This window comes from Streptomyces sp. NPDC003284, from assembly GCF_053589675.1.
Window position 1 is genome coordinate 61,693 of the sequence record NZ_JBSFSI010000004.1, and the last position, 26,362, is coordinate 88,054.

24 protein-coding genes are annotated in these 26,362 nt (G+C 73.5%); 9 read left to right on the plus strand and 15 right to left on the minus strand.

Annotated elements, in window-relative coordinates; translation table 11 throughout:
• Positions 1 to 4 precede the first annotated feature (4 nt).
• Positions 5 to 1,003, minus strand: a complete 999-nt coding sequence (aph(7'')-Ia, locus tag ACWDYF_RS10330) for an aminoglycoside O-phosphotransferase APH(7'')-Ia (RefSeq protein WP_389467536.1) — start codon at positions 1,001 to 1,003, stop codon at positions 5 to 7.
• Between the two features lie 160 nt (positions 1,004 to 1,163).
• Between aph(7'')-Ia and ACWDYF_RS10335 the strand changes: the two genes are divergently transcribed.
• Both ACWDYF_RS10335 and ACWDYF_RS10340 read left to right on the plus strand, forming a co-directional pair.
• Positions 1,164 to 2,978 (plus strand): ABC transporter ATP-binding protein, encoded by a 1,815-nt coding sequence (locus ACWDYF_RS10335; protein WP_389467539.1) that lies wholly within the window; start codon positions 1,164 to 1,166, stop codon positions 2,976 to 2,978.
• A complete protein-coding gene (locus tag ACWDYF_RS10340; protein ID WP_389467542.1) occupies positions 2,975 to 4,825 on the plus strand; it encodes an ABC transporter ATP-binding protein in 1,851 nt (616 codons plus the stop codon). The genes ACWDYF_RS10335 and ACWDYF_RS10340 overlap by 4 nt, the downstream gene beginning before the upstream one ends.
• A gap of 108 nt (positions 4,826 to 4,933) precedes the next feature.
• Here ACWDYF_RS10340 and ACWDYF_RS10345 read toward each other — a convergent pair whose 3' ends face one another.
• Positions 4,934 to 5,311, minus strand: coding sequence for a hypothetical protein (locus tag ACWDYF_RS10345; RefSeq protein ID WP_389467546.1), 378 nt, complete (start codon positions 5,309 to 5,311; stop codon positions 4,934 to 4,936).
• Positions 5,312 to 5,537: 226 nt separating this feature from the next.
• Positions 5,538 to 6,443 carry an AraC family transcriptional regulator gene (locus ACWDYF_RS10350; protein WP_389467549.1) on the minus strand — a complete coding sequence of 302 codons (906 nt, stop codon included), beginning with the start codon at positions 6,441 to 6,443 and terminating at the stop codon, positions 5,538 to 5,540.
• A gap of 257 nt (positions 6,444 to 6,700) precedes the next feature.
• On the opposite strand from ACWDYF_RS10350, the gene ACWDYF_RS10355 reads away from it, so the two are divergent.
• Complete coding sequence (locus ACWDYF_RS10355; RefSeq protein WP_389467552.1) at positions 6,701 to 8,002, plus strand: FAD-dependent oxidoreductase; 1,302 nt, start codon at positions 6,701 to 6,703, stop codon at positions 8,000 to 8,002.
• Positions 8,003 to 8,018: 16 nt separating this feature from the next.
• Here the strand turns inward: ACWDYF_RS10355 and ACWDYF_RS10360 are convergent, their stop codons facing one another.
• Complete coding sequence (locus ACWDYF_RS10360; protein WP_389467555.1) at positions 8,019 to 8,525, minus strand: helix-turn-helix domain-containing protein; 507 nt, start codon at positions 8,523 to 8,525, stop codon at positions 8,019 to 8,021.
• 197 nt (positions 8,526 to 8,722) lie between these two features.
• Here ACWDYF_RS10360 and ACWDYF_RS10365 point away from each other — a divergent pair, with 197 nt between their 5' ends.
• The 3 genes from ACWDYF_RS10365 (at position 8,723) to ACWDYF_RS10375 (ending at position 12,828) form a co-directional block, all read left to right on the plus strand.
• A complete protein-coding gene (locus tag ACWDYF_RS10365) occupies positions 8,723 to 10,108 on the plus strand; it encodes an alkaline phosphatase (RefSeq protein ID WP_389467557.1) in 1,386 nt (461 codons plus the stop codon).
• 352 nt (positions 10,109 to 10,460) lie between these two features.
• Positions 10,461 to 11,564 (plus strand): serine hydrolase domain-containing protein, encoded by a 1,104-nt coding sequence (locus tag ACWDYF_RS10370; RefSeq protein ID WP_389467903.1) that lies wholly within the window; start codon positions 10,461 to 10,463, stop codon positions 11,562 to 11,564.
• Positions 11,565 to 11,664: 100 nt separating this feature from the next.
• On the plus strand, positions 11,665 to 12,828 hold the full coding sequence (locus ACWDYF_RS10375; RefSeq protein ID WP_389467560.1) for a serine hydrolase domain-containing protein: 1,164 nt from the start codon (positions 11,665 to 11,667) through the stop codon (positions 12,826 to 12,828).
• 23 nt (positions 12,829 to 12,851) lie between these two features.
• Here the strand turns inward: ACWDYF_RS10375 and ACWDYF_RS10380 are convergent, their stop codons facing one another.
• The 3 genes from ACWDYF_RS10380 to ACWDYF_RS10390 all read right to left on the minus strand — a co-directional run bounded on the left by ACWDYF_RS10380 (position 12,852) and on the right by ACWDYF_RS10390 (position 15,290).
• Complete coding sequence (locus tag ACWDYF_RS10380; protein ID WP_389467906.1) at positions 12,852 to 13,133, minus strand: SDR family oxidoreductase; 282 nt, start codon at positions 13,131 to 13,133, stop codon at positions 12,852 to 12,854.
• Positions 13,022 to 14,251 carry a polysaccharide deacetylase family protein gene (locus tag ACWDYF_RS10385; RefSeq protein ID WP_381736388.1) on the minus strand — a complete coding sequence of 410 codons (1,230 nt, stop codon included), beginning with the start codon at positions 14,249 to 14,251 and terminating at the stop codon, positions 13,022 to 13,024. The genes ACWDYF_RS10380 and ACWDYF_RS10385 overlap by 112 nt, the downstream gene beginning before the upstream one ends.
• A 130-nt stretch (positions 14,252 to 14,381) precedes the next feature.
• Positions 14,382 to 15,290 (minus strand): LysR family transcriptional regulator, encoded by a 909-nt coding sequence (locus tag ACWDYF_RS10390; RefSeq protein WP_381736389.1) that lies wholly within the window; start codon positions 15,288 to 15,290, stop codon positions 14,382 to 14,384.
• A gap of 137 nt (positions 15,291 to 15,427) precedes the next feature.
• Here ACWDYF_RS10390 and ACWDYF_RS10395 point away from each other — a divergent pair, with 137 nt between their 5' ends.
• Together ACWDYF_RS10395 and ACWDYF_RS10400 are read left to right on the plus strand one after the other, a co-directional pair.
• The gene (locus ACWDYF_RS10395) at positions 15,428 to 16,261 is read left to right on the plus strand and encodes an inositol monophosphatase family protein (protein WP_389467564.1); all 834 of its coding nucleotides are present in this window, start codon (positions 15,428 to 15,430) and stop codon (positions 16,259 to 16,261) included.
• Between the two features lie 55 nt (positions 16,262 to 16,316).
• On the plus strand, positions 16,317 to 16,913 hold the full coding sequence (locus ACWDYF_RS10400) for an NADPH-dependent F420 reductase (protein ID WP_381736391.1): 597 nt from the start codon (positions 16,317 to 16,319) through the stop codon (positions 16,911 to 16,913).
• A 64-nt stretch (positions 16,914 to 16,977) separates the two neighbouring features.
• Here the strand turns inward: ACWDYF_RS10400 and ACWDYF_RS10405 are convergent, their stop codons facing one another.
• Entirely contained in the window at positions 16,978 to 17,388 is a 411-nt protein-coding gene (locus ACWDYF_RS10405; RefSeq protein ID WP_389467568.1) for a Rid family hydrolase, read from the minus strand.
• Positions 17,389 to 17,463: 75 nt separating this feature from the next.
• On the opposite strand from ACWDYF_RS10405, the gene ACWDYF_RS10410 reads away from it, so the two are divergent.
• Positions 17,464 to 17,835, plus strand: a complete 372-nt coding sequence (locus tag ACWDYF_RS10410) for a winged helix-turn-helix transcriptional regulator (protein ID WP_381736393.1) — start codon at positions 17,464 to 17,466, stop codon at positions 17,833 to 17,835.
• A gap of 7 nt (positions 17,836 to 17,842) precedes the next feature.
• On the opposite strand, the gene ACWDYF_RS10415 is transcribed toward ACWDYF_RS10410, so the two are convergent.
• From ACWDYF_RS10415 to ACWDYF_RS10445, 7 genes are all read right to left on the minus strand, one after another.
• Positions 17,843 to 18,145 carry a hypothetical protein gene (locus ACWDYF_RS10415; RefSeq protein WP_389467571.1) on the minus strand — a complete coding sequence of 101 codons (303 nt, stop codon included), beginning with the start codon at positions 18,143 to 18,145 and terminating at the stop codon, positions 17,843 to 17,845.
• 184 nt (positions 18,146 to 18,329) lie between these two features.
• Positions 18,330 to 19,751, minus strand: a complete 1,422-nt coding sequence (locus ACWDYF_RS10420; RefSeq protein ID WP_389467573.1) for a salicylate synthase — start codon at positions 19,749 to 19,751, stop codon at positions 18,330 to 18,332.
• Positions 19,752 to 19,836: 85 nt separating this feature from the next.
• Positions 19,837 to 21,582, minus strand: coding sequence for an ABC transporter ATP-binding protein (locus tag ACWDYF_RS10425; RefSeq protein ID WP_389467576.1), 1,746 nt, complete (start codon positions 21,580 to 21,582; stop codon positions 19,837 to 19,839).
• Positions 21,579 to 23,468: an ABC transporter ATP-binding protein gene (locus tag ACWDYF_RS10430; RefSeq protein WP_389467579.1), complete on the minus strand. Its 1,890-nt coding sequence runs from the start codon at positions 23,466 to 23,468 to the stop codon at positions 21,579 to 21,581. Before ACWDYF_RS10430 ends, ACWDYF_RS10425 begins: the two co-directional genes overlap by 4 nt.
• Positions 23,465 to 24,193, minus strand: a complete 729-nt coding sequence (locus ACWDYF_RS10435) for a class I SAM-dependent methyltransferase (RefSeq protein ID WP_389467582.1) — start codon at positions 24,191 to 24,193, stop codon at positions 23,465 to 23,467. Before ACWDYF_RS10435 ends, ACWDYF_RS10430 begins: the two co-directional genes overlap by 4 nt.
• 49 nt (positions 24,194 to 24,242) lie before the next feature.
• On the minus strand, positions 24,243 to 25,112 hold the full coding sequence (locus tag ACWDYF_RS10440) for a thioesterase II family protein (protein ID WP_389467585.1): 870 nt from the start codon (positions 25,110 to 25,112) through the stop codon (positions 24,243 to 24,245).
• Positions 25,109 to 26,362: a cytochrome P450 gene (locus ACWDYF_RS10445; RefSeq protein ID WP_389467590.1), complete on the minus strand. Its 1,254-nt coding sequence runs from the start codon at positions 26,360 to 26,362 to the stop codon at positions 25,109 to 25,111. The genes ACWDYF_RS10440 and ACWDYF_RS10445 overlap by 4 nt, the downstream gene beginning before the upstream one ends.

Sequence of the window (26,362 nt, forward strand, 5' to 3'; positions counted from 1 at the left end):
GCCGTCAGGCGGCGGGTGCGGTGGCCGGCGGCCCCCAGAGGAACTGTGCCAGTTCCTCCGGATCGGTGAAGCCGGAGAGATCCAGCGGGGTCTCCTCGAACACCTCGAAGTCATGCAGGAAGGTGAAGGCGAGCAGCTCGCGGGCGAAGTCCCCGGTCCGCTTCCACTGCGCCCCGTCGAGCAGCGCGGCCAGGATCCCGCGGTCGCCCCGGAAGGCGTTGAGATGCAGTTGCACCAGGCTGTAGCGGGGGTCGCCCGCGTAGACGTCGGTGAAGTCGACGATCCCGGAGACGGCGCTCGCCCCCAGGTCCACGAAGATGTTGGTCCCGTGCAGGTCGCCGTGGACGAACCGGGGTTCGCGCCCGGCCAGCAGTGTGTCCACGTCCGGCAGCCAGTCCTCCAGGCGGTCCAGGAGCCGGGGCGAGAGGTAGCCCCACTCGCGGTGGTCCTCGACGGTCGCCGCGCGCCGCTCCCGCAGCAGCTCCGGGAAGACCTCGGAGCCGGGGGTGAGCACGGTGTCCCCGGTCAGCGGCACCCTGTGCAGCCGGCCGAGCACCCGGCCGAGTTCGCGGGCCAGGGCGAGCAGAGCGCCCCGGTCGGCCGTGCCGTCCATCGCGGACCGCCAGGTGGTGCCGGTCATCCGGCTGATCACCAGGTAGGGCCACGGCCAGGCCCCGGTGCCGGGCCGCAGTTCGCCGCGGCCGAGCAGGCGGGGCACCGGCACCGGGGCGTCCGCCAGCACCGCGTACGCCTCGGACTCCGACGCGAGGCTCTCCGGACCGCACCAGTGCTCGCCGAACAGCTTGATCACCGGGCCGGGTTCGCCGACCAGTACGGGGTTGGTGCTCTCGCCGGGCACCCGCAGCACGGGCGGCACCGGCAGCCCGAGCTCCTGAAGGGCCCGGCGGGCCAGCGGTTCCCAGAATTCCTGGTCGTTCCGCAGACTCGCGTAGGAATCATCCGAATCAATACGGTCGAGAAGTAACAGGGATTCTTGTGTCACAGCGGACCTCGATTCACAGCGCACGGGCCGGCGTAATTCCGCACGGCCGGTCGCGGCACGGCCTGTCCGCACCGCGGCTCGAAGAATTCGACGCCAGGCTAGCACGGACATTTTCCCGACCGCCGGTGAAGACCGGTCACGCCATCTCCCCGAGGAGTGAATGGAATTGAGCGCGCCGCTCGCGGAACCGGCCGGGCCGCGTTCCTCCTGGACCGCCCTGCGGCGGGTCGGCCCCTATCTGCGCCCGGTCCGGCTGCCGGTGGGCGCCGCCGCCGCCGCGACGCTCGGCGCGCTGCTGTGCGGACTGGCCATTCCGCTGGTCACCCAGCGGATCGTGGACGGGCCGCTGAGCACCGGCGACGCGGGCGCGGCGGTGCGGCCGATCCTGCTGGTCGCGGTGCTCGGTACGGCCGAGGCGGCGCTGTTCTACGCCCGCCGCAAGCTGATCGCCCGTCCCACCGCGCTGGTGGAGTCTCGTATGCGGGCCGATCTGCTGGCCCATCTGCTGCGGCTGCCGGTCGCCTTCCACGACCGCTGGCCCTCGGGGCAGTTGCTCTCCCGGGCGGTGGGCGATCTGGTCGTGCTGCGGAAGTTCCTCGCGTTCGCCGCGCTGTTCCTGGTGGTCAACTCGGTGACCGTGCTGGCGGGTCTGGGGGTGCTGTTCCTGATCGACCCGTGGCTGGCCCTGGTGGGGCTGGCGAGCGCGGCGCCGCTGCTGCTGGTCTCCTACTTCTACGAGACCCGGTACAAGGTCGCCGCCCGCGCCACCCAGGACGAGGGCGGCCATCTCGCCACGCTGGTGGAGGAGACCATGCTCGGCATCCGGGTCGTGCGCGCGTACGGGCAGGGCCGGGGCAGGCTGGCGCTCTTCCGCGCCCAGGCGGAGCGGCTGCGCACCGCGGAGCTGCGGGTGGTGCGCATCATGGCGGCCCTGGCCACCGCGCTGCTGGTCCTGCCGGAGCTGGGCATCGCGGGCCAACTGGGCCTCGGCGCGGCGGGGGTGGCCCACTCCACCCTGACCCTGGGCGATCTGGTGGCGGCCGTCACGGTCAGCACCTATCTGCGCTGGCCGACCGAGTGCATCGGCTGGGCCCTGGCCGAGACCAGCACGGCCGCCGCCGCCTGCGACCGCTACTGGGAGGTGCGCGACACCCCGCCGGGCCTGACCGACCCGGCGTGTCCGAAGCCGCTGGTGCGGCCGGTCCGAGGCCGTCTGCGGCTGGAGAACGTGGAGTTCCGCCACCCGGGAGCCGACCGGGCGGTGCTGCGGGACGTGTCCCTGGAGCTGCGGCCGGGCGAGACGGTGGCGCTGGTGGGTGCCACCGGGTCGGGCAAGACCACGCTGGCCGCGCTGGTGCCGCGGCTCGCCGATGTCACCGCCGGCCGGGTCACCGTGGACGGCGTGGACGTCCGGGAACTGCGCCTGGCGGACCTGCGGTCCGTGGTGGGATGTGCCTTCGACGACCCGCTGCTCTCCTCGCTGACGGTGCGCGAGAACGTGACCCTGGGCGCCCCGGAGGCGACCGACGAGGCCGTGTGGGAGGCGCTGCGGGTGGCGGGCGCCGCGGACTTCGTGGCCGCGCTCGGTCCGGACGCGCTCGCCGTGCGCATCGGCGAGCAGGGCATGTCGCTCTCCGGCGGACAGCGGCAGCGGATCGCCCTGGCCCGCGCGATCGTGGGCCGGCCCGCGCTGCTGGTGCTGGACGACCCGCTCTCCGCGCTCGACCTGCACACCGAGGCGGAGGTGGAGCAGGCGCTGCGCCGGGTGCTGCGCGGCTCCACCGCGCTGGTGGTGGCGCACCGGCCCAACACCGCGCGGATGGCCGACCGGGTGGTGCTGCTGGAGGACGGCCGGATCACCGCCCGGGGCACCCACCGGGAGCTGCTCGCCACCTCGGCCGCCTACCGGGCGCTGATGGCGGTGGAGCCGCGCCCGGCCGGGGACGCCCACGACGACGGGGCGGTGCTCCGGTGAGCGCGGACACCACCTCCCCGGCCGCCGGACCGGTGGCGGACCGCCCGGCCGGGCCCGCCGGACCGCCGCCCGAGCGCCGGGAGGCCCGCCGGGTGCGGCGCGCGTCCCGGCAGTTGCTGTACGCGCTGCTCCGGCCCCACCGGTGGCCGTCCGGCGCGGCCCTGGCCGCCCTGGTGCTGGAGAACGCCTTCCAGCTGGTCGGCCCGCTGCTGGTGGCGCGCGCCATTGATGTCGGCATCCCCCGGGCGTCGGCGGACGACTGGAACCCGCTGATCCGGTGCGTGGCCGGATTCACCGCCTGCGGGGTGCTGGCCGCCGGGACGCGCTACGCGTTCTTCCGGATCTCCGGTTCGGTGGGCCAGGCCGTGCTGCTGGAGCTGCGCACCCGGATCTTCGACCGGGCCCGGCACCTCCCGGTCGCCTTCCACGAGTCGTACACCTCGGGCGCCGTCATCTCCCGGCTCACCGCCGATGTGGACGCCGTGCGCGATCTGATCGAGGCCAGTCTGGACGGGCTGCTCACCTCGGTGCTGACGGTGACGGGCATCTCGGTGCTGCTGCTCTGGCTGGACGCGCCACTGGCGCTGGTCGTGCTGGGGTCCATCGTGCCGCTGGTCGCGATGACGCGCTGGTTCCGGCGCCGTTCCCGGATCGCGTACCGGCGCGCCCGCGACACGGTGGCGGAGATCATCGTGCGGTTCGGGGAGAGCATGAACGCCGTACGGGCCGTGCAGGCGTTCCGCGCCGAGCGGCGCAAGCACGCGGCGATGAACCGGCTCAACGACACGTTCCGGGACGCCCACACCGACGCCCTGGAGGTGGTCGCCCGGTACACCGCGGGGGTCCGGCTGACCGGCAACATCGCCCTGGCGGTGGTGCTGGCGCTGGGCGCCCTGCGGGTGTCGTCGGGCGCGCTGCCGCTGGGCGTGCTCGCCGCGTTCCTGCTCTATCTCCGGCGCTTCTACGATCCGCTGGACGAGCTGGCGACCTTCAACAACCTCTACGCCTCGGCGGCGGCGGCGCTGGAGAAGATCGCGGACTTCCTCGCCACCCCCTCCTCGGTGCCGGAGCCCGCCGCGCCGGTGCCGCTGCCGCGCGACCGGCCGGTGCGGGGGGCGCTCGCCTTCCGGGGGGTCGGTTTCCGCTACCGGCCGGACACCCCGCCGGTGCTGCGCGGTCTCGACCTGGACGTGCCGGCCGGACAGACCCTGGCGGTGGTCGGCGCGACCGGGGCCGGCAAGTCCACCGTCGCCAAGCTGGCGGCCCGGTTCTACGATCCGACCAGCGGCGCCGTGCTGCTGGACGGGGTGGACCTGCGCCGGCTCCCCGACCGCACGCTGCGCCGCGAGATCACCCTGGTGACGCAGGAGAACTTCCTGTTCGACGGCAGCGTCATGGAGAACATCGCGCTGGCCCGTCCGGACGCGGGGCCGCAGGAGGTCCGGGCCGCCGCGCGGGCCGTCGGCGCCGACGCGTTCATCTCCGCGCTGCCCGAAGGCTATGACACCGAGGTACGCAAGCGGGGCAGCCGTCTGTCCGCGGGCCAGCGCCAGTTGGTCGCCCTCGCCAGGGCCTTCCTGGCGGATCCGGCGGTGCTGCTGCTGGACGAGGCGACCTCCAGCCTGGACATCCCCACCGAGCTGGCCGTCCGGCGCGCCATGGACGCGCTGCTGGCCGGCCGCACCTCCGTGATCATCGCGCACCGCCTCTCCACCGTCCTGGCGGCGGACCGGGTCCTGGTGCTGGCGGACGGTGCCGTGGTCGAGGACGGGCCGCCCGCCCGGCTCGCCTCCGGCGACGGCCCCTTCGCCGCCCTCCACGCCCGCTGGATCCATGCGACGGGGTGAGCGCGCCGGGGCCCGGTGGGCCGCACAGATCCTGGGGAGGGGGCCGCCCGGCGGCGGAGCGCCCGATGTCTCGCACCGCCCGCCGGGCAGGAGTTCGTCAGGCCGGCATCACAGCAGTTCGCACTCCGCCGAGTCGTCGATCCGCACCGACTCAAGGGTGTCCAGCCACTTGTCGAAGATCGACTCGGGCTGGATGCACTGCGCCCCGCCCTTGGTGTCGCCGATCCATATCGTCTCGTGCCGTGTGTTGATGACCTGGAGCGGTGCGGGCAGCGGGGCCGGCAAGTACTGCCAGGGTGTCACCTGGTCGTACCTGTAGACGACTTCGCCGTCCTTGACGAAGCAGACGGAGGGATAGGCGCAGGGCGCCGCGGGCGTCGGCGGGTCCGTGGGCTCGGCTTGCGCCGTGGCGGTCGCTCCGCCGAGGAGCAACAGGGTGGACGCCAGTACGGCCATGACGCTCCGTGAGCCGACGACTGCCATCATGAACTCCCGTCCTCAAGAAGACGCGATCGAACGCGTCTTCGATCTTTCACACTGTCCCCATACGATACGTGCAGGGTCAAGGGGCGAAGGCGAGCCCGCCGAGGCGTGGTTCGCAGGGAGTTGTCGGCGGACTGCGACCGGGACCGCCCGGTCCGGGACCGCCCGGTCCGGGGCCGATTCGGTGCCGCCCGTCTCCGCCGCCCGGCGCGGGCGGCCGCGGCGGCGTTCAGTGCGGTGGCTGCCCCGACTCGGGTCCGCGAACAGGCCGTTGGCCTGCGGGGACATGAGGCCGGCCGGGTGTGCCACGGCCGGGCCAGGCGAGGTCGTCGACCGCGAGAAACGGCTCAGCGGCCAGGGCCACGGGGGTCGCCCCGGTGAACGCCATGACGTCCCGGTGCAGATGGGACTGGTCGGCGTAGCCGGTGTCGGCCGCGACCCGGGCCGCGGCCTCGCCCGCGACCAGGCGGTGGGCGGCATGGTCGAAACGGACCAGCTTCACAGCGGACTTGGGCGGCAGGCCGAGCTGCGACCGGAACCGGGACCACAGCCGCTTGCGGCTCCACCCGACCTCGGCGGCGAGCCCGTCGACCCGGGCCAGGCCGCGGCTGACGACGATCCGGTGCCAGGCCCAGGCCACCTCCGGGTCCACCGGCGGCCCTGCCGCACACCGGCGGGCGAGCAGCGCCTCGGTCAGCGCGAAGCGGCCCTGCCACGACGGGACATCGCCCAATTGCTCACGGAGCCGGGACGCCTCCCGGCCCCACAGATCGCCCAGCGGGACGGCGGCGCCGTCGAGGTCGGCCGGGGAAGCGCCGAGGACCGCGCGGGCGATCACCGGGGACAGGCGCACCTGCACGCACTCCACGTTCGCTCCCCGCGCCCGGACCGCGCCTCCGGTCCCGAGACCGGGCCCGGCGACGATGCTTCCCCGCTCCTGCCGCCCGGCGGCGCAGTCGAGGACGGTCGAACCGGCGCCGAACTCCAGGAGCAGCGTCACGGCCGGGTGCGGAACCATCCGGAGGGGATCCAGGTCACGGACACGGAATCCGGCCATGGTGAGCCCGGCCACCCGGCTGGGCCGCCGCGGACACGCGACGTCCCACTCGGCCGCACCGTGCGTGAAAGTCCCCACCGTCGCATGCTACTTGGGCTGACGGCAGGGAACATTTGTCCAATCCCGTGGCGGGGACCGGGGGTGACAGTGGGCTCATGACTGTTTCCGACGGGGGTCCGCACGCGCGGGGCGGCCCCGAGGCCACCGAGAGTTCGCTCCTGCCGCCGGACCGCGGCACCGGTCCCGGCCCGGACGCCTTCGTCGCACCGCGGTCCCCCGCGGACCGCCACCGCCCGGCCGGCCTTCACCACGAACCACACCGTACGGGGGACTGAATGACGACGAGGAAGGGATCCCTGCGGATCCTCGTGTCCGGCGCCGGTATCGCCGGTCCCGTCCTGGCGTACTGGCTCACCAGGCACGGTTTCCGCGTCACCGTCGTCGAGCGCGCGGCGGCTCCCCGCAGGACCGGCGGCCACGCGGTCGACCTGTTCCGGCCCGCGATGGACATCTCGGAGAAGATGGGTGTGCTCCCGCGCGTCGAGGAGCGGGCCACCGGCACCCGCCGGATGGCCGTCCACGGGGAGGGCGCACGGCGTCCCGTCCGGGTGGACCTCTCCAAGATCTTCGACGCTGCCTCGGACCGGCATGCCGAGGTCATGCGCGACGATCTGAGCGAGATCTACCACGACGCCACGCGCGACGACGTCGAGTACCTCTTCGGCGACTCGATCACCGCCCTCTCGCCCGACGGCGAGGTGCGGTTCGAGAACGCGGCGCCGCGCCGCTTCGATCTCGTCGTCGGTGCGGACGGACTGCACTCCACCGTGCGCCGCCTCGTCTTCGGCGACGAGTCCCGCTTCAGCGCCTTCATCGGGGCCCACTTCGGGGTGCTGACCCTGCCGGACGTCTCCGATCTCGACGGCGAACTCGTCCTCCACGTCGGCGTCGACCGTACCGCCGGTATGTACGGCGCGCGGCACCTCGACGGCGCGCGGGTCCTGTTCCTGTTCCGGAGCGAGCACGCGCTCGACCGCCGCCACCACCACGACGTGCCCCGGCAGAAGGAGTTGCTGCGCGCTGCGTTCGACGGCATGCACCCGGAGGTGGACCGGTGGCTCCGTGAGCTGGACCGCACCCCGGCGTTCTACTTCGACTCGATCACTCAACTCCGCATGGACACCTGGTCGCGAGGGAGGGTGACGCTCGTCGGCGACGCGGGCTACTCCCCCGGCCCGGCGGTCGGCGGCAGCACCAGCCTGGCCGTCGTCGGAGCGTACGTCCTCGCCGGAGAGCTGGCGCGGGCGGGCGGTGACCACGAGCGGGCCTTCCCTGCCTACGAGCACGCGATGGCGGAGCACGTACGCGGCAGCCACGCGGCCGCGCTCGGCGCGGCGAAGACCCTGATCCCCCGCTCACGCCTCGGTGTACGGGGACTGGCCCAGGGCGCCCGGCTGATCTCCGCCCTGCCCGCCGGGCCCGGCCGCGCCCTCCTCCGCCTCACCACCAGGAGTGCACGCCTGTACCACTCCATGACCGTCGACGACTACCCGCCGTCGCCCCCCGCGTCAGGAGACCCGACCGGCGTCGTCGGCGACGCCGGGGACCGGCCGGGAGTGCCCCGGGTGCGGGAATGAGCCTTTCCCGCACCGGTCATGACGGTGTGTCAGAAAGCTTTCCCGTACCGCCCGTGCCGCCCTCGCCGCCCTCGTCCTGCGAGGGTCCGAGGTTCTGCACCTTGCGCGCCTCCTCGATGATGGTCAGCACCGCGTCCAGGGTGGCCGGTGACAGGCCCTCGGCGCGCAGCGCCAGGTTGCGGACCCGGGAGTCGCGGAGCGCGACGGCCAGCCGGAGCTGGGAGTTGACCCGTTCGGCGACGTCGTCGCTCAGGAAGTACTCGGGCGGCACACCGAAGTACTCGGCGAGCACGTCGAGTTGCTCCAGGGTGACGTTCCGCTTCTTGCCGGTGGCCAGCTCCCAGAGGTACGTACCGGAGATGGTCCCGCCCGTGGTCTCGCGGATCTCCTTGGCGAGCCGGGCGTATCCCGGGCGTTTGCGTTCGTCGGGGTGCAGGGCGGCGATCAGCTCGTTGAGACGCTGTCCGAACGCGCGCAGCAGCGGACGGCCCTCCCGGTCGGTTGCCGGTGTGTGGTCACTCATGCGCCCCTCCTGCCTACGGTGGTCCGGCGGGCGCCGCCGCCCGCAAGGGCGGTGACTCTACCGCGTTCATGTGTGCCCTTGTCCGCTGTTGACGCATGCCCGTCGAGTTGGCGTACGCTCACCATTCGTTGTGTCCACTAGAGCTGATGACGCTGCCGGGACCGCGCGCGGTTCCGCGGATGCGGAGGTCCAGCACGATGAGAGCAACGCCGACGATCCCCCGTCTCCCTCGTCTCCCCCGTCTTCCCCGTCTCCCCCGCCGCCGGCCGGTCCGGACGGCCGGCGCACTGGCCGTCGCCCTGGTGGCCGGCGCCGTCGTGGCCACATCGGCCGACGCCGACCCCGGGCACCGCCCCGCCAGGGCGAAGAACGTCATCCTGCTGGTCGGGGACGGCATGGGCGACTCGGAGATCACCCTGGCCCGCGACTACACGGTGGGCGCGGGCGGGCGGCTGCACATGGACGGCTTCCCGCAGACGGGGACGTACACCACCTACTCGGTCGACGCGCACGGACGGCCGGACTACGTCACCGACTCCGCCGCGAGCGCCACCGCCTGGGCCACCGGCCGCAAGACCGTCAACTACCGCATATCCAAGACCCCCGACACCGACCGCCCGATGCCCACCGTCCTCGAACTGGCCCGCCGCGAGGGCCTGGCCACCGGATCGGTCACCACCGCGGAACTCACCGACGCCACCCCCGCCGCGATGGCCGCGCACGTCGGCAACCGGGACTGCCAGGGACCGGCCGACATGAAGACGTGTCCCGGTGACACGATCGGGCGGGGCGGCCTCGGGTCGATCGCCGAACAGTCCGTACGGCTGCGGCCCGATGTCCTGCTCGGTGGTGGCTCGCGGCGCTTCGAGCAGCAGATCACCGAGGGTCCGTACGCGGGACTGACCGTGGCGCAGCAGGCGGAGCAGCTCGGGTACCGCATCGTGACCGACGCCTCCGGTCTGCGGGCGGTCCGGCCCGGACGGCCGGTGCTCGGCCTGTTCGCGCCGGAGGACGTGCCCGTGGAGTGGACGGGGCGGCCCGCGGCCCGCGGCGGCACCGAGGCGCAGCGCTGTGTCACCGCCAACCCCCGCCGCCCGGCCGGTACCCCCACCCTGGAGGCGCAGACCCGCAAGGCCATCGAACTGCTGCACTCCGGGGCGCGGGCGGGCAAGGGCTTCTTCCTCCAGGTCGAGGGCGCCTCGATCGACAAGCAGGACCACGAGGCGGACCCGTGCGGCCAGATCGGTGAGACCGCGGCGTTCGACCGGGCCGTCAAGGTGGCCCGTGACTTCGCCGAGCGCCACCCCGACACCCTGGTGATCACCACCGCCGACCACGCGCAGAGCAGCCAGATCGTGCCGGTGGACGCGGAGCCGATGGGGCTGTCGGCCACGCTCGTCACCGACGAGGGCGGTCGTCTCAAGGTCAGTTACGCGACGACGACCACGCCCGAGGACGGGCAGGAGCACACCGGCGCCCAGGTCCGGATCGCGGCCCAGGGGCCGTTCGCCGAGCGGGTGTCGGGCGTCACCGACCAGACGCAGCTGTTCACGACCCTCACGAGCGCGCTCGGCCTGCGCTGAGCCGCCTCCCGCGACCGCGCTCCCGCCGTCCGGGCGAGGTGAGGCGGAAAGGCGGCCGGGACGCGGCGGTGCGCCTCCTCACGGGCGGCCTGCCGGGCCGGGCCGTCACGGTCGACGGCCGGGGCGACGGCGGCGAGGGGCCCTGGGACCACGGTCCCAGGGCCGGTCCCGCCCCGGAGCACGGTCCCGGGTGCGGTCTCGTCCTCTGCGCGGACGGATCGACGGCCCCTCGGATGATCCTCTTGGAGGGCGCCGAGAAGAGCTCCGGCGCCCTCCCCAGAAGGGCATTCCCGTGAACGAACACGCACCGCGGTACCACCGTCCGAACCGCCTCAGCGGTCGCCGACGCGGGGTGGCGGTGACCGTGACCGCGGTGGCCGCCGCCGTGGTGGCCGGCATCCTGGCACCGGCCACGGCCTCCGCCGGACCGCGGCCGGGCGTCATGCAGCAGCGCCTCGACGCACTGGTCCAGAAGGACGGCGTGCCCGCCGCCCTCGCCACCGTCAAGGGCCGCGACGGCCGTATCCGCACCTACACCGCCGGGGTCGGCGACGCGGCCACCGGGTCCAGGGTCCCGGTCGACGGGCAGGTGCGGATCGGCAGCAACACCAAGACGTTCACCGCCGTCGTCGTCCTGCAACTGGTCGCCGAGGGCAAGGTCGGCCTCGACACGAGCGTGGACACCTACCTGCCCGGCCTGGTGCGCGGTGACGGCATCGACGGCCGGCACATCACGGTGCGCCAACTGCTCCAGCACACCAGCGGCCTGCCCGACTACGTCGACCACGAGGTCATCCTCAACAACCCCGAGCGCTACTTCGAACCGCGTGAACTCCTCGACGCCGCGCTGGCCCGGAAGGCCCGCTTCGCGCCCGGCACCAAGTGGGAGTACAGCAACACCAACTACCTGCTGGCGGGCCTGATCATCCAGAAGGTCACCGGGCGCCCGCTCGGCGAGGAGGTCACCAAGCGCGTCATCGACCGGATCGGCCTGCGCCACACGTACTTCCCCGTCCCCGGGGACATGACGATCCACGAGGCCCACCCCAAGGGCTACGAGCATGCCGCGGACGGCTCGCTGCGCGACTACACCGAGCTGGACCCGTCCTGGGGCTGGGCGGCCGGCGCGATCGTCTCGACCAACACCGATGTCACCCGGTTCTACGGCGCGTTGCTCGGCGGCCGCCTGCTGCCCGCGGCCCAGCTCGCCCAGATGCGCACCACCGTCCCGGCCGACGGGGTCGGGTCCGGAGTCCGCTACGGACTCGGCCTGCTGAGCCGCCCGCTCCCCTGCGGCGGGCTCGCCTGGGGGCACGGCGGGACGATCCCGGGCTACCAGACCTTCGGCGGCACCACCGACGACGGCCGCGCCGTGAACGTCACCGTCACCACGATCGCGGACGACGACGCCGCACAACACGTGGACCAGGCCGTGGACGAGGCGCTCTGCCACTGATCTCCCCCGGGTGGCCCGCGCCGGTCCTCGGCGCCGGCCACCCCGCCGCACCACCTCGCACCTCCCCCTTTTTTCCCAGCAGTGGAGCAGTGGAGTCCCGATGAACGAACACACCTCTCAGCGCACGGCGCGCCGTCTCCGCATGGTGCGGTACGCCACGACGGCCACGGCCGCCGCCGGGCTGGCGCTGACCGCCATGGCCCCGACCGCGGCCTCCGCCGCACCGCGCCCGGACGTCGTGCAGCAGCGCCTCGACGCGCTGGTCCAGAAGGACGGGATGCCCGCCGCCCTCGCCACCGTCAAGGGCCGCGACGGGCGCAGCCGCACCTACACCGCCGGGGTCGGCGACCTGGCCACCGGGTCCAGGGTCCCGGTCGACGGGCAGATCCGGGCCGGCAGCAACACCAAGGCGTTCACCGCCGTCGTCGTCCTGCAACTGGTCGCCGAGGGCAAGGTCGGCCTCGACACGAGCGTGGACACCTATCTGCCCGGCCTGGTGCGCGGCGACGGCATCGACGGTCGGCACATCACCGTCCGCCAACTGCTCCAGCACACCAGCGGCCTGCCCGACTACATGGACGCCCCCGCGCTGTCCGACTTCACCACCATCCAGTACCGCTACTTCGAGCCGCGCGAACTCCTCGACGGGGCACTCGCGCAGAAGGCCCACTTCGCGCCCGGCACCAAGTGGGAGTACAGCAACACCAACTACCTGGTGGCCGGCCTGCTGATCCAGAAGGTCACCGGCCGCCCCTACGGCGAGGAGGTCACCAAGCGCGTCATCGACCGGATCGGCCTGCGCCACACCTACGTCCCGGCCACCGGGGAGACCGCCCTCCGCGAGCCCCACCCGCACGGCTACCTGAACACCGGCCCGGACGCGCCGCTGATCGACTACACCGAGATGGACTCCTCGATGGCCTGGTCCGCGGGGGCGGTGGTGTCCACCAACACCGACCTCAACACCTTCTACGGCGCGCTCCTGGCGGGCCGTCTGCTGCCCGCCGCCCAGCTCGCCCAGATGCGCACCACCGTCCCGGCCGAGCTCCTGGGCCCCGGTGTCCGCTACGGCCTGGGCATCCAGAGCAGGCCCCTGTCCTGCGGCGGCCTCGTCTGGGGCCACGGCGGCACGTCCGTGAGCTACCGGACCCGGGGCGGCGTCACGGAGGACGGCCGTGCCGTCGACATCGCCGTCACCACCATCCCGGACGCGCCCGTTGCCCAGCACATGACCGACGCGGTCGACGCGGCCCTCTGCCGCTGACCTCCGCCCGGCCCCGCCGCCGGTCAGGCCGTGGCGCGGTCGGGCCTGGCGCCGCCGTCGACCGGCAGTACCGTGCCGGTGACGAAGGAGGACCGGTCGCTCAGCGGCCGCGCCGCCGCCCCGGCGATCTCCTCCGGGGCGGCCGGCCGGCCCAGCGGGACCGGCTCCTCCTCCCGCGTGAACCGGTCGCGGATCAGCCCTTCTTGGCCGGACGCAGGAACGAACCCCAGCCTCCGGCCGGTTTCTCGCCGACCTCCAGGGTGCGCAGACGCGCGAGGACCGCCGGGTCCTGGACGTCGAGCCAGTCGACGAACTGCCGGAAGGAGACCAGCCGTACATGCGGCCGCGCGGCGATCTGCCGCAGGGTCTCCTCGACGGCGTCCATGTAGATGCCGCCGTTCCACTGCTCGAAGTGGTTGCCGATGAACAGCGGCGCCCGGTTGGTCTCGTACGCCCGGTCGAAGCCCGCCATGTACGCCTGGGACGTCTGGGCGCGCCAGTACGGGTAGTTGTACGACGGTGCGCGCGTCGTGTTCTGCGACTGGTTGGCCAGCATGTTCCAGTCCATGGACAGCACTTCGAAGCTGTGCCCGGGGAAGGGGATGCTCTGCAACGGCAGGTCCCACAGTCCGTTCCGCTTGCGCGGCCAGCGCTGCACCCCGCCCGGTGACGAGGCGTCGTAGCGCCAGCCCAGTTCCCGCGCGGCCGGCAGCAGGTTCTCCTGGCCGAGCAGGCAGGGGGTGCGGCCGCCCACGAGTTCCTTGTCGTAGTCGAAGGGCAGCGGCGGCTCGTCGTGCCAACCGGTGTTCGTGCGCCAGGACTTGACGAACGACCGGGCCTGCTCGATCTCCGAGTGCCACTGCGCCGGGGTCCAGTCGGCCACCGATCCGGAGCCCTCGCAGAAGTGCCCGTTGAAGTGTGTGCCGATCTCGTGTCCGTCGAGCCAGGCCCGGCGGACGTACGTCAGGGTCTCCTTGATGTGCGCGTCCGTGAGGTAGCCGATGTCCGAGGCGCCGACCGGGTTGTTGGGCGGCCGGTACAGCCGCTTCCGGTCCTCCGGCAGCAGATAGAGGCCGGACAGGAAGAAGGTCATCCGGGCGTCGTGGGCGCGGGCCAGTTCCAGGAAGCGCGGGAAGAGCCCGGTGCCGAGTTCGCCCGCGCCGTCCCAGGAGAAGACCACGAACTGCGGCGGGGTCTCGCCCGGTTCGAGCGCGGTGGGGGCGCCCGGCTGGTTCGGCTGCCGCCCGGTGTACGCCGTCGAGCCGTCGCCGATCAGCCGGGGCGCCTGCCGCGCCGCTCCCGGGCCCGACGAGCCGGAGCCCCCGCTCCGTTCACATCCGGTGAGCGCGGCGGCGGCCAGACCGAGGCCCGCGCCGACCCCCAGGCGCGCCGCCCTTCGGCGGCTGATTCCACTCGTCGCCACGCCATCGCCTCCTCGACCGGTGAGCCCGACGCCAGGAACAATAAGGACGATAAGTGTATGAAAGTGAGTATTTGGCGCGGCGTGGTGCATAAAGGGCTGCCCAAAGAGGGGGGCGGCGGGGCGCTGCCGGTTACGACGAAGCCGCGCATCCGGCCAGCGCGGTTCGGGCCAGCCCGCGCAGCCAGGCGTGCGCCTGGTCGGTGTCATAGCGCTGATGCCATGACAGGTACACCGGTGCCGACGGCAGTTCGAGGGGAAGAGGGCGCACGGTCAGGCCGAGGTCGGTGACCGCCGTCCGGGTGGTGGCCTCGGGGACACAGATCAGGAGATCGGAGCCGCGGACGAACTCCAGTGCGGCCGCTTCCGTGGGTGCGGCCGCCACCACGCGGCGAGTGAGGCCGAGACGGGCGAGGGCGTCGTCGACGGCGTCGCTGAGGTTTCCCCGCCGCGAGACGGTGACATGCTCGGCGGCGGCGTACCGCTCCGCGGTGACGGCGCGGCCGCGGGCGAGCGGGTGCCCCTGCCGCATGACGACGACGAGGCGGGTCTCGCCCACGCTCTCGGCCCGGATGTCCGGCGCGCTCGGCCGGGTGGCGTTCGCCTCCAGGTCGACCTCGCCGCGCCGCAGCTCGGGGGTGTCGACGCTCGCCTCCGCGAGGAAGCGCAGGCGCACGCCAGGTGCCTGTCCACGTACGGCGGTGAGCAGCGCGGGGCCGCACAGAGCGGCCAGGGAGTCGTGCCAGCGGAGGGTGAAAGTGCGCTCCAGGGTGCCCAGATCGAGCTCACGGCTCGGCGCCAGCACCCCCTGGACCTGGTGCAGCAGCTCATGCACCTGCTCCCGGACGGCGATCGCGTACGGCGTCGGGGTCATCGTCCGGCCCGTGCGCACCAGGATCTGATCCCCGGTGGTGCGCCGGATCCGCCCCAGGCTCCGGCTCATCGCGGGGGCGGTGACATGCAGGCGGGCGGCCGCCCCCGCCACGCTTCCCTCCTCCAGCAGCGCGTCGAGGGCGGAGAGCAGATTCAGATCCAGTTGCATGCGAGTAATGCTATCCGTGCCTGACATGCATTTGAAGTCAATCAAAGGGCTGTATACCGTCGAGAGCAGAGCGCGGGGCGGACCGCACGACGCGGCCCGCCGGCCTCAACCCACCTTCTGCACACGGGAGTACAGCCATGTCCGAAACGCTTCAGACCACCGCGCTTCAGACCACCGGGGCAGCCCTCGACGACGCCGACCTGCTCGGCCGGACCGCGGCCGCCGTGCGCGCGGCCGGTGCGGCGCTGCGCGAGCGTTTCGGTGACGTGGTCCCGTACCGGACCCGGGACGAGCTCATGCGCGCGCTCGCCGACAACGACGACACGGCTCTCGGCATCCTGCGCCCGGCCCTCACGCGTCTGCGCCCGGACGCCGGATGGGTGGAGGACGAGCTGGACGGCGGGGCGCTGCCGCCCGGCGAGTGGTGGGTGGTGGATCCGGCCGAGGGCAACGTCAACCACCTGCACGCCCTGCCGGAGTGGGCGGTGACCGCCACCCTCGTGCGGGAGAACCAGCCGGTGCTCACCGCGGTCCACCTGCCGCTGACCGGCGAGACCTACACCGCGCTCACCGGCGGGGGCGCCCACCTCGACGGCCGCCCGCTGCATGTCTCCCCGACCACGGACCTCGGCCTCGCCCTCGTGGCCACCAGCCAGGCCCGGCCGGACGAGGACGAGGAAGTGGTGCGGCGCGTCGGCTCCTCGATCACCGCGATGCTCTTCGGCGCGCTCGTGGTGCGCACCGCCGTCCCCGCGACCCTGCATCTGCTGAACGTGGCCGCCGGCCGGATCGACGCCTTCTGGCAGTTCGCCGGGGCCCGCGCGGACCTGCTGCCCGGGGCGCTGCTCGTCACCGAGGCCGGCGGCCGGATCTCCGACGCCGAGGGCCGCCCCTGGACACCGCGGAGCGAGAGCTTCCTGGCCGCCGCGCCCGGCGTGCACGCCGAGGCCGTCAAGACGCTCTCCCGCTGACCGCACACCACCATCCGCACACCGCCATCCGCACACACGGAAGGACCAGATCGACATGACCACGATCGCAGTTCTCGGAAACGGCCGCGTCGGCGGCAACCTGGCCGCGGCCCTCACCCGGGCAGGGCACGAGGTGACCGCGGTGGACCGCACGCCGGGCGCCGCCGCGGCGGCCGCGCGGACAGCCCGGATCGTCGTCAACGCCACCCCGGGCGCCGGCTCGCTGGACCGGCTCACCGCCCTGCGCGAGGAACTGCGCGACAAGATCCTCGTCGATGTCTCCAACGCCACCGTCGACGGGCCCGACGGCCTGCCGGGCGACCTGATCCACCCCGGTTCCAGCCTCGCCGAGCAGCTTCAGGAAGCGCTCCCCGCAACTCAGGTCGTCAAGACGCTCAACACCATGCTCTTCCCGGTGATGACCGCGCCCGCCGCCCTGGCACAGGCACCCGACGTCTTCCTCTCCGGCGACGACCCGCAGGCCAAGCGGACGGTCCGGGAACTGCTGGTGGACCTCGGCTGGCGCGAGGAGTGGATCACTGATCTCGGCGGGATCCGGACCGCCCGCGCCACGGAGGCCGCGATACTTTTCGTACCGCATGTGATCCGGTCCAGCGGATTCGCGCCCTTCGCGATCTCGATCGCCCGCTGAGCCGGGCCGGTCACGGCCGGGCAGCGTCCCCCAGCGCGGCACGGGCGGCGCCTCCGGCGGGGAGTCAGGCCAGGAGCGCGGTCGCCTCGACCTCGACGAGCACATCCGGCTCGAAAAGATGTTCGACGCCGATGAGCGAGGCCGGAGGCAGCGGCAGCGGGAGGCCGATCTCGTCGGCGACGGCCTCCACCCCGGCCATGAAGTCGCCGATCTTCTCCGGGGCCCACCGGGTCACATAGAACGTCAGGCGCAGCACGTCCGAGAAGGCCGCGTCCGCGCCCGCCAGTCCGACGGCGGTGTTGCGCAGCGCCTGGGCGACCTGCCCGGCCAGATCACCCGGCGCGACAGGGGTTCCGTCGGGCCGCCGCGCGATCTGGCCGCTGACGTGTATGTGCCTGGTCCCGGTGCCCACGGCGACGTGGTGGTAGGGAACCGGCTGGAGCATGCCGGGCGGAGTGAAGCGGTGAACAGTCATGGGTGTCTCCTCCGATCTAGGTATCGTGAAGCTACCTAGTAGCAGGAAGACACTTCAACGAGACCAGGTTTCGCCATGGATACCGCCGCCGAGGTCCGCATCGACGCCCCGCACCGCGAACTGCTCGACCAGATCCTCGACAAGTGGTCGCTCGCCGTCCTCAACGACCTCTGCGAGCGCCCGTGCCGCTTCAACGAACTGCGCCGGGCCATCCCCCAGGTCACCCAGAAGTCGCTGACCGCGACGCTCCGGCGTCTCGAACGCAACGGCGTGGTCGAGCGCGAGGTCGTCTCCACGCGCCCCGTGGCCGTGCGGTACCGGATCACGGACCTCGGCAAGACCCTTCGGCATCCCGTCGACGTGCTGCTGGCCTGGACCTCGCAGCACATGCCCGCCGTCGAGCGCGCACGCGAGGACTTCGACGAACGCGAGGCGGCCCGGCTGTGACGACCTGTCAGTGATCGTCCCAGTGGCCGCTGTGGGCCGCGTGGCGATGGCCGTCGTGCACGTAGTCCATGTGGTCGCCGTGCGGGACGGCCACGTGTCCGCAGCCCTCGCCGTGGACGTGCTCGTGACCGGAGTGCTCCTGGTGCGCCCCGGCCTCGCACTCGTCCGCGTGGCCCTCGTGCTCACGGTGCAGATGACCGTCGTGCACGTAGTCGACATGACCGTTGTGCGGGACCGCCACGTGCCCGCAGCCCGCGCCGTGCCTGTGCTCGTGTCCGGGGTGCTTCTGGTGCTGCGCCGATGTCGCCATGCCGCTCATCTCCACCGTTCGGGCCGCCGACACGTCGAGGGCGGCGGTACCGGATCCCCCGGATCCCCCTCCCGCTTTCTCTCCTCACATTCTTCCCTCACAGGAAAGACTGCCACGGAGGACAAAGGGTGACAAAAGGGGCGTCCCCCGGCCATGGATCTCGGCGGCAGGGCCGCGTTCCCGATCACCCCCGGCGCCTTCGGTCCGCGGTGTACCGCAGGTGGGGGGCGACGCTGCGCAGCTTCTCGCAGGTCTCCTCGATCTCACGGTCCGGGCTGGACCGGGCGGTGACTCCGGCACCCGCGCGCAGCCAGGTCTCCTCGCCCTCGCCGATGACGGTACGCAGCACGAGGGCGGCGTCGAGGGCTCCGGCGGTGCTGCCCCGGAAGACCGCGCCGCCGTACAGGCCCCGGGGTCCTGCCTCGTGCCGGGCGAGGGCGTGCAGGGCGTCGCGGATGGACACGCCGGTGGCGGTGATCGCGGGGAAGAGGGAGGCGAAGGCGTCCCACGGCCCGGCGTGCCCGCCGAGCCGGCCCGTCACCCGTGATGCCAGGTGCTGCACCGAACCGCGCGGCCGGACCGACATGAACTCCTCGGCCACGACGGAGCCGGGCCGGCACACCGCCGCCATCTCCTCCCAGGCCAGGCGCACGGACACGGCGTGTTCGTGGATCTCCTTGGGATCGCGGAGCAGCTCCGCGCGCCGCCGGTCGTTCTCCGCGGGGTCGGGGCCGTACGCCCGGGTGCCCGCGAGGGGCTGGGTGCTGACGCGGCCGCTCTCCGTGACCTCCAGGACGGTCTCCGGGCTGAACCCGGCCGCCCGGTAGCCGCCGAGGTCCAGCAGGTAGGAGCGGGCCGGGGTGTTGGCCCGGCGTCCCGCGAGATAGGTCGCGGGGAAGTCCACGGCCGGTCCGGCGGGCAGCGGGACCTTCCGGGAGATCACGGCCTTCTCCAGGAGCCCGGCACGGATGTCCTCCACCGTGCGGGCCACCGCGCGCCCGTAGGCGGCGGTGCCGGTGGCGATGAGGTGTTCGGCCCACTCCGGTGTCGTTCCCTCCGACGGGGACTGCCGGGGTGCCCGTTCGGCCAGCAGGTCCTCGACCTTGCGCAGCCATGCCTCGTCCACCGCCCGCACCACGGTCTCCGCCGCGGTGAGAGTCACCTCGACGGACGGGATCAGGGCGTGCAGCAGCGGTCCGTCCCCGGCGGCGCCGGGGTCGGCGTGGAGCAGATGGGCGAGTTCGAAGGCCGCCCAGCCGTAGAAGTGCCGCCCGCCGCCGGACGCGCCGGGCGCCGCGGACAGGGCGCTCAGCGCGGCGGCGAACACGGTCGTCGGCCGGCCGTCGGTGCGGGAGCTCCAGGTCCGCCCGGCGGCCCGCGCGGTGACGGCGTCCGCGTGGGCGGTGAGGCTGACGGCCGAGCCCGCCGCGAAGTGCCAGACGCCGCCCTCCGCCTCGTACACGAGGTACTGGTCGGCCAGGCACGCCTGGGCGAGGCGGGTCGCCGTGGCCGCGGGGTCGGGGCAGGGTGCCAGGGTGCTCGGGCGCCCGAGGGACGGGACGGAACGCGCCCAGGAGTCCCAGGTGTTCCGGGGGCCGGTGCTCATCGTGTCGTGCCTTTCCGCTGCCGCCGGGACCGCCGGGTCCCGGCGGATCGCTGCTGTCGGTGGATCGCTGCTCCGGGGTGCGGGGTCATGACCGTGCCGCCAGTCGCCAGCCGTGGGCGCGGGTGCGCCGCTCCCAGAAGGAGGCGTACGTGCCGCCCGCCGTGACCAGCTCGTCGTGCGTGCCGCGTTCGGTGATCCTGCCGTCCTCCAGGACGAGGATCTGGTCGGCGTGCACGACCGTGCCGAGCCGGTGCGCGATGACCAGGAGGTTCTTGCGGTCGGCGAGGGTGCGCACGGCTTCGGCGAACAGTGCCTCGCTCTCCTGGTCGAGGGCTGCGGTGGCCTCGTCGAGGACGAGGACCGGCGCGTCCTTGAGCAGGGCGCGGGCGATGGACACCCGCTGGCGCTGTCCGCCGGACAGCCGTGCGCCGCCCTCCCCCACCCTGGTGTCCCAGCCGCCGGGCAGTTCCCGGATCACCCGGTCCAGTCCGGACAGGGCGGCGGCCTCGGCCAGTTCGGCGGGGCCGGCGTCCGGGGCCGCGATACGGACGTTCTCCTCGATCGTGCCGTCGAAGAGGTGGACGTCCTGGAAGACGAGGGAGACTTGGGCGGCCAGGTCGTCGGCGCTGATGTCGCGGACGTCGACGCCGCCGACGCGGACGGTGCCCTGCGTCGTGTCCCGGAACCGGGCGATCAGCGAGGCGACCGTGGTCTTGCCCGCACCGGAGGGACCCACCAGGGCCGTCATGCCGCGCTCGGGAAGGCGGAAGGTCACGTCGTCCAGGACCGGGCGTGCGCCGGTCTCGCCCGCCTCGTACCGGAAGGTCACCCCGGTGAACTCCACGCTCGCGTCACGGGGTGCCTGCGGCTTCGCGGGCTGGGGGAACGGCGGCTCGTCAAGGACGGCGCCGAGCCGTTCCAGGGTGTTGCGGGCGAGGCGCATCCCGGCGCCGGCCTCGGCGGCGGACGACACGCTGTCGATCAGGCGGACCAGCAGAACCAGGAGCGCCAGCAGGGCGGGCACGCTGAGCGACCCGTCGAGCTGCCAGGACACGCCGAGGGCCAGCAGCAGGGCGAGGACGAGCCGGGTGGCGAAGGTGAAGGAGACCAGGCCGGGCAGGCCGCGGACGATGAGCCGCCGGTCGGCGCGGGCCGCGGCCGCCAGGGCGTCGTCCAGCGCCCCGTAGCCCTGCGCGGTCCGGCCGAACGCCCGCAGGACCGGCTGGTTGCGGGTGTACTCCAGGACCCTGTCGGCGGACTCGCCGATCGCGGTGTCCCGGGCGAGGTCGAGCCGGCGCATCAGCGATGTGCTCGCCCGCTGGACGGCGTACAGCACGGGCGCGCAGACCAGGAGCACCAGGGCGGTCCGGGCGTCGAAGAAGAAGGTGGCGGCCACCATGGTCGCCGGGGTGAGCACGGAACTGATGAAGGGGCGGAGCAGATGGGCCGGTGTGCTCATCACCTGGATGACGTTCTGTCCGGCCAGTCGGCTGAATTCGGCCGTGCGGCCGGCGGTGAACCAGCCCAGCGGCAGGCGCAGGGCCTGGTCGGCCATCCGGCGGTGCAGCGCCCGCGAGAGCCGGGAGCCGACGGTGAAGCCGCCGCTGAGGGCGGCGCCCTGGAGCACGGCGTAGGCGAGGACGCAGCCGGTGAACGCCGTGAGCCAGGGCTGGACGTCATCGGGGCGGGGGCTGAGCAAGGCCTTGAGCACGGGGACGAGGAGGGCGAAGGCGACGCCCTGGAGGACGGCCGCGCCGGACTGGAGGAGCAGCAGCCGGTTCAGTGGGCGGGAGCCCTCCGGGCCCAGTACGCGGTAGAGCTGACGGATCATCGTGCGCTTCCCTCCTCGATGTCGTCCGCCGCGCGGTCCGGTCCCGTACGGGCGGACCGCCGGTGCGGTGGGCTGTCGGGCTCGTCCGGGGCCGCGGTGCTCCGGGCCTTCCACAGCGCGGTGTAGCGGCCTCCGGCGGCGAGCAGGTCGTCGTGGCGGCCCTGTTCGGTGATGCGTCCGTTCTCCAGCACCACGATCCGGTCGGCGGAGCTGATCGTGGACAGCCGGTGGGCGATGACGAGCAGGGTGCGGCCGGCCGTGAGTGCCGAAAGGCCCTCCTGGATGAGCGCCTCGGAGTGCGGGTCGGCGTACGCGGTCGCCTCGTCGAGCACGACGACGGGTGCGTCGGCGAGCAGCGCGCGGGCGATGGACAGGCGTTGCGCCTCTCCGCCGGACAGGGTGACCGCCGTGCCGAGTACCGTGGCGTAGCCGTCGGGCAGCTCCATGATCCGGTCGTGGACGCGGGCGGCGCGGGCGCACCGCTCGACCTCCGCGCCGGTGGCGTCGGGGCGGCCGAGGCGGATGTTGTCGGCGACGCTCGCCCGCAGCAGCCGTACGTCCTGGAGGACGAAGCCGACCCGGCGGTACAGCTCGGCCGCGGGGATGTCGCGGACATCGGCGCCGCCGAGCGTCACCGTGCCCGCCGTGACGTCGTGGAAGCGGGGCAGCAGCGCGGCCAGGGTGGACTTGCCGGAGCCGGAGGGGCCGACCAGCGCGGTGACGGTGCCGGGCGCGAGATCGAGGTCGACACCGCTGAGGACGTCGGTGTTCCCGTCGTAGGAGAAGGACACCCCGCGCAGGCGGACGTGGTGGCCTTCGGGGAGGGCGGGGGTCACCGGCTCCGGGAGAGTGGGGGCGTCCAGGAGGGCGGTGACCCGCAGGGCGGCCGCCTGGCCGGCCCGGATCTGCTGGACGCGGGGGCCCACGACGCCCAGGGGAGCGGCGACGGCGGGGCCGAGCAGGAGGAAGGGGACGAGTTCGGCGCCGGTCATCCAGCCGTGGGTGACGAACACCGCGCCCGGTACGACGAGGAGCAGCAGGACCACGGCCGGGGTGACCACCAGGATCGCGGCGGTGGAGGCGGCGAGAGTGGACCGGACCCAGCCGGAGAAGAAGTCGGCGAAGCCCTCGGTGGCGCGGACGAAGCGCTCGTGGGCCTTGCGGCCGCGCCCGAAGCTCTTGAAGACGGCGATGCCGGACGCGAACTCCACGGCGGCGGCGGAGATCCGGCCCACGGCGGCACCGAACTCGGCCATCTGGGCCGCGGCCCCGGCCATGGCCCGGCTGAACAGGTACACGCCCAGCAGCAGCGGCACCACGGCGACCAGGGCGAGGCGCCGGTCGACGGTGCACAGATAGACCAGGGTGAACACCGGGGCGGTGAGCACGGAGACGATGTCGAGCAGGGTGTGGGCGAACAGGGTGTGCAGTGCGCTCACGTCGTCCTGTACGGCCTGCTTGACCTCGCCGGTGCCCCGTTCGGTGAGCCGGCCGAGCGGCAGCCGCCCGATGTGCCGGGCGAGCCGGCGGCGGAGGGTGAGCTGGAGGTCGTTGTCGGCGAGGTGGGCGAGGGCGCCGGCCGCCGTGCCGCACACGAGGGCGACGAGCCCGGCCGAGCAGGCCAGCGCCACCAGCGGCCAGAGCGCGTCACCATCGGCCGGGGGATCCGTGGTGAGGCGCCCGGCGATGCGGGAGACGGCGATGAACGGCACCACTGCGGCGAGAGCGGCGGCGGCCTGGAGACCGACGGCGAGGGCCAGTCGTCCGCGGACGGGCGCGGCCAGCGTGCGCAGGGGGCGCGGCGGTCTGCCGGGGGTGTCCGCGCCCTCGGCCACGGCGTCCGGGCGTGCCGGGGCCGGGCCGGACCCGGGCGGTTGTGACGTCACTTGACGAGTACTCCGATCTCGGGGACGGGCCTGCCGCCCGCCTCGGTGATGCGGCGGCTGGTCATGCCTGCCTCGCGGGCCAGCGCGGCGACGTCGAAGGTGTGCCAGTCGTAGCTGTCGGCGACCTCGCGGACGGTGCGGCCGTCGCGCAGGACCTTCCAGGTGGTCGTGAACCGCATGGCGTCGCCCTCGGTGGGTTCGCCGCCGATCCACCACTCGTACGTCTGGCGGCCGATGGTCTCCCGCAGGGACATGACCGGGGGGATGACGCGGGGCGCGGAGACCCCCATCAGTTCCACGACCACGGGCGCCCCGTCCGGCAGCCGGTCCGCGAGGCGTTTCCACAGCGCCACGCGTTCGGGGACGGTGAGATGACCGGCCACGCCGAAGACGACGACGGCGGAGAGCCGGTCGGGCAGGACGAGGTCCTGGGCGGCGCCGTCCACGACGGTGCAGCGGCGGCGCAGGTCCGGGTCGCGGGCGACCCGGGAGGTCAGCATGGCACGCATGGTGGCGGACGGCTCGGCGGCGAGGATCTCCGCGTCCGGGAGGGCGGCGGCGATGACCTCGGTGATGCGTCCGGTGCCCGCGCCGATCTCCAGGACGGGGCCGTGGGACACGTCGAGTCCGGTGAGGATCCGGGTCAGCGGGGGGCCGCTGCTGGCGGTGTGCCGGGTGGCGACCAGTTCGTAGAACTCGGCCGCGGCCGAGTAGTAGTCGATCACGATGTTCTCCGGGCTGGGGCGGCCGGGCGGGCGGACTCGGGGCGGCGGCTCACGGGGTGCTCGGCCAGATGTGCGCGCCGCCGGTGGTCAGCGACGGGTCCAGCCCGCGCAGGACGGTGGCCACGACCTCACGGCGCCGGGGGGTGAGGTAGAAGTGGTCGCCGGGGAAGACGCGTACCTCGGTGCGGGCGGTGGTGAGGTCCGCCCAGCCGCCCGCCCGGTCGCGGCTGCGTGCCGCGCCGAGTTCCGGGTCGGTGCTGCCGGTCAGGACGTGCAGGGGGCAGGACAGCGGCTCCCGGCCGGGTGGCTCGTATGTCTCGATGATCCGGTAGTCGTGGCGTACGGCCGTGAGGATCAGGGAGCGCAGCCCGGGATCGTCCAGGATCTCTTGACGGGTGCCGCCCAGCCGGGCCAGTTCGGCGCTCAGGGTGTCGTCGTCCTGGCGGTGGAGCTGCCCGGTGACCGCCGTACCGGGGGCGGCCCGCCCGGACGCGAACAGGCGGCGCGGGCCCGGGAGTCCGCGGCGGTTCAGCTCGTGAGCGAGGTCCCAGGCCACGGCGGAGCCCATGCTGTGTCCGAAGAGGGCGTACGGCCGGTCGAGCAGCGGCGCGACGGCGTCCGCCACCGCTGCCGTCAGCTCGCTCATGCCGCTCGCCCCGGGATCTCCGAGGCGGTCCTCGCGGCCGGGGTACTGGACGGCGAGGAGTTCGGCCTCGGGGGGCAGCAGTGCCGCCCAGGGCCGGTAGAAGCTCGCGCTGCCGCCCGCGTGCGGCAGGCAGATCAGTGTGCACCGGGGTGCGGGGCCGCCGTTCCACCGCCTCAGCCACGGGCTGTCGGCACGGGCGGCGCGGGCGGCGGGCCGGACGGGGGGCCGGGCGGAAGGCGGGAAGGACGCGCTCGGCGGGACGGGGGCGGTCACCAGGCGACCCTCAGTTCTTCGAGGCCGAAGGTGGCGGAGTCGTGCTTGACCACGACGTCGTCCCGGTCTCCCGCGAGGCGGAGGGTGGGGACGCGGCGGACGAGCGTCTCCAGGGCGACCTCCAGTTCCAGCCGGGCCAGGTGCTGCCCGACGCACTGGTGGACGCCGTGGCCGAACGCGACGTGGTGGTTGTCGGTGCGGTGGAAGTCGACCCGCTCCGGCTCGTCGAACTGCTCGGGATCGTGGTTGGCCCCGGCCAGCAGGGCGATGACGCCGTCGTCGGCGGGGATCGTCCGGCCGGACAGCTCGATGTCCTCGGCGGCCACGCGCAGCGGGATGGAGTCGGCGACGGACAGGACACGCAGGAGTTCGTCGACGGCGGCCGGCATCAGGGAGGGGTCCCGGCGCAGTTCCGCCATCAGCTCCGGCCGTTCCAGCAGGAGCAGCGTGCTCAGGGCGATCATGCTGGTGGTGGTCTCGCGGCCGGCGTTGATCGTGATGCCGAGGGTCGACAGGAGCTGGTCCATGGTCAGGTGGCCGGGGACCAGGTGCTCGGTGACGAGCCTGGAGATCAGGTCGTCGCGCGGCTCCTCCCGCCGCCTGCCGATCAGCTCGGCGAGCAGGCCGAAGAGACCGCCGAGGGCCCCGGAGACCTGCTCGGCGGTGCTGTGGCGGGAGCCGGAGATCCGGGTGACGTCCCGGAAGAACTCCAGGTTCTCGCCGGGGACGCCGAGCAGTTCGCAGATCACCGAGGTGGAGACGGCGTTGGCGTAGGCGGAGACGAGGTCCACCGGGCCCCCGGCGGCGAGCATGCCGTCCAGGATCTCGTCGACGCGGGCCTGGACGGCCGGGCGCATCGCGCGCACCCGGCGCACGGTGAACACCGGCAGGAGCATGCGCCGGTACGTGGTGTGCTCGGGGGCGTCGGTGCGGATGAAGGGACGGAACCTCGCCCCGGCCTCCTGCTCGCCCGCTCCGAGGGCCGGGAAGGCGGGGCGGCGGATGTCGGCGCTGATCCGGGGGTCGGAGAGCAGTTCGCGTACGTCGTCGTAGCGGGTGACCACCCAGGCTTCGCGCCCGGTCGGCAGGGTGACGCGGGCGACCGGCTCGTGGGTGCGCAGCGCGTCGTACTCCGCGGGCGCCGCGAAGGGGCAGCCGCGCCGGATGGGGAAGTCCCGGGGCGGGGCGGCGGTGTCCGTGCGGGGTGCGCCGGGGATCCGGGGCGCCGTCGGGGTCTCGGGGCTTGTCAT

Bases quoted from the DNA above. Each gene is read 5' to 3' on its own strand.
- ACWDYF_RS10335 (WP_389467539.1), top strand. From the start codon at position 1,164: ATGGAATTGAGCGCGCCGCTCGCGGAACCGGCCGGGCCGCGTTCCTCC.
- ACWDYF_RS10345 (WP_389467546.1), bottom strand. From the start codon at position 5,311: ATGATGGCAGTCGTCGGCTCACGGAGCGTCATGGCCGTACTGGCGTCC.
- ACWDYF_RS10355 (WP_389467552.1), top strand. From the start codon at position 6,701: ATGACGACGAGGAAGGGATCCCTGCGGATCCTCGTGTCCGGCGCCGGT.
- ACWDYF_RS10360 (WP_389467555.1), bottom strand. From the start codon at position 8,525: ATGAGTGACCACACACCGGCAACCGACCGGGAGGGCCGTCCGCTGCTG.
- ACWDYF_RS10365 (WP_389467557.1), top strand. From the start codon at position 8,723: ATGAGAGCAACGCCGACGATCCCCCGTCTCCCTCGTCTCCCCCGTCTT.
- ACWDYF_RS10375 (WP_389467560.1), top strand. From the start codon at position 11,665: ATGAACGAACACACCTCTCAGCGCACGGCGCGCCGTCTCCGCATGGTG.
- ACWDYF_RS10390 (WP_381736389.1), bottom strand. From the start codon at position 15,290: ATGCAACTGGATCTGAATCTGCTCTCCGCCCTCGACGCGCTGCTGGAG.
- ACWDYF_RS10395 (WP_389467564.1), top strand. From the start codon at position 15,428: ATGTCCGAAACGCTTCAGACCACCGCGCTTCAGACCACCGGGGCAGCC.
- ACWDYF_RS10400 (WP_381736391.1), top strand. From the start codon at position 16,317: ATGACCACGATCGCAGTTCTCGGAAACGGCCGCGTCGGCGGCAACCTG.
- ACWDYF_RS10405 (WP_389467568.1), bottom strand. From the start codon at position 17,388: ATGACTGTTCACCGCTTCACTCCGCCCGGCATGCTCCAGCCGGTTCCC.
- ACWDYF_RS10410 (WP_381736393.1), top strand. From the start codon at position 17,464: ATGGATACCGCCGCCGAGGTCCGCATCGACGCCCCGCACCGCGAACTG.
- ACWDYF_RS10415 (WP_389467571.1), bottom strand. From the start codon at position 18,145: ATGGCGACATCGGCGCAGCACCAGAAGCACCCCGGACACGAGCACAGG.
- ACWDYF_RS10420 (WP_389467573.1), bottom strand. From the start codon at position 19,751: ATGAGCACCGGCCCCCGGAACACCTGGGACTCCTGGGCGCGTTCCGTC.
- ACWDYF_RS10425 (WP_389467576.1), bottom strand. From the start codon at position 21,582: ATGATCCGTCAGCTCTACCGCGTACTGGGCCCGGAGGGCTCCCGCCCA.
- ACWDYF_RS10445 (WP_389467590.1), bottom strand. From the start codon at position 26,362: ATGACAAGCCCCGAGACCCCGACGGCGCCCCGGATCCCCGGCGCACCC.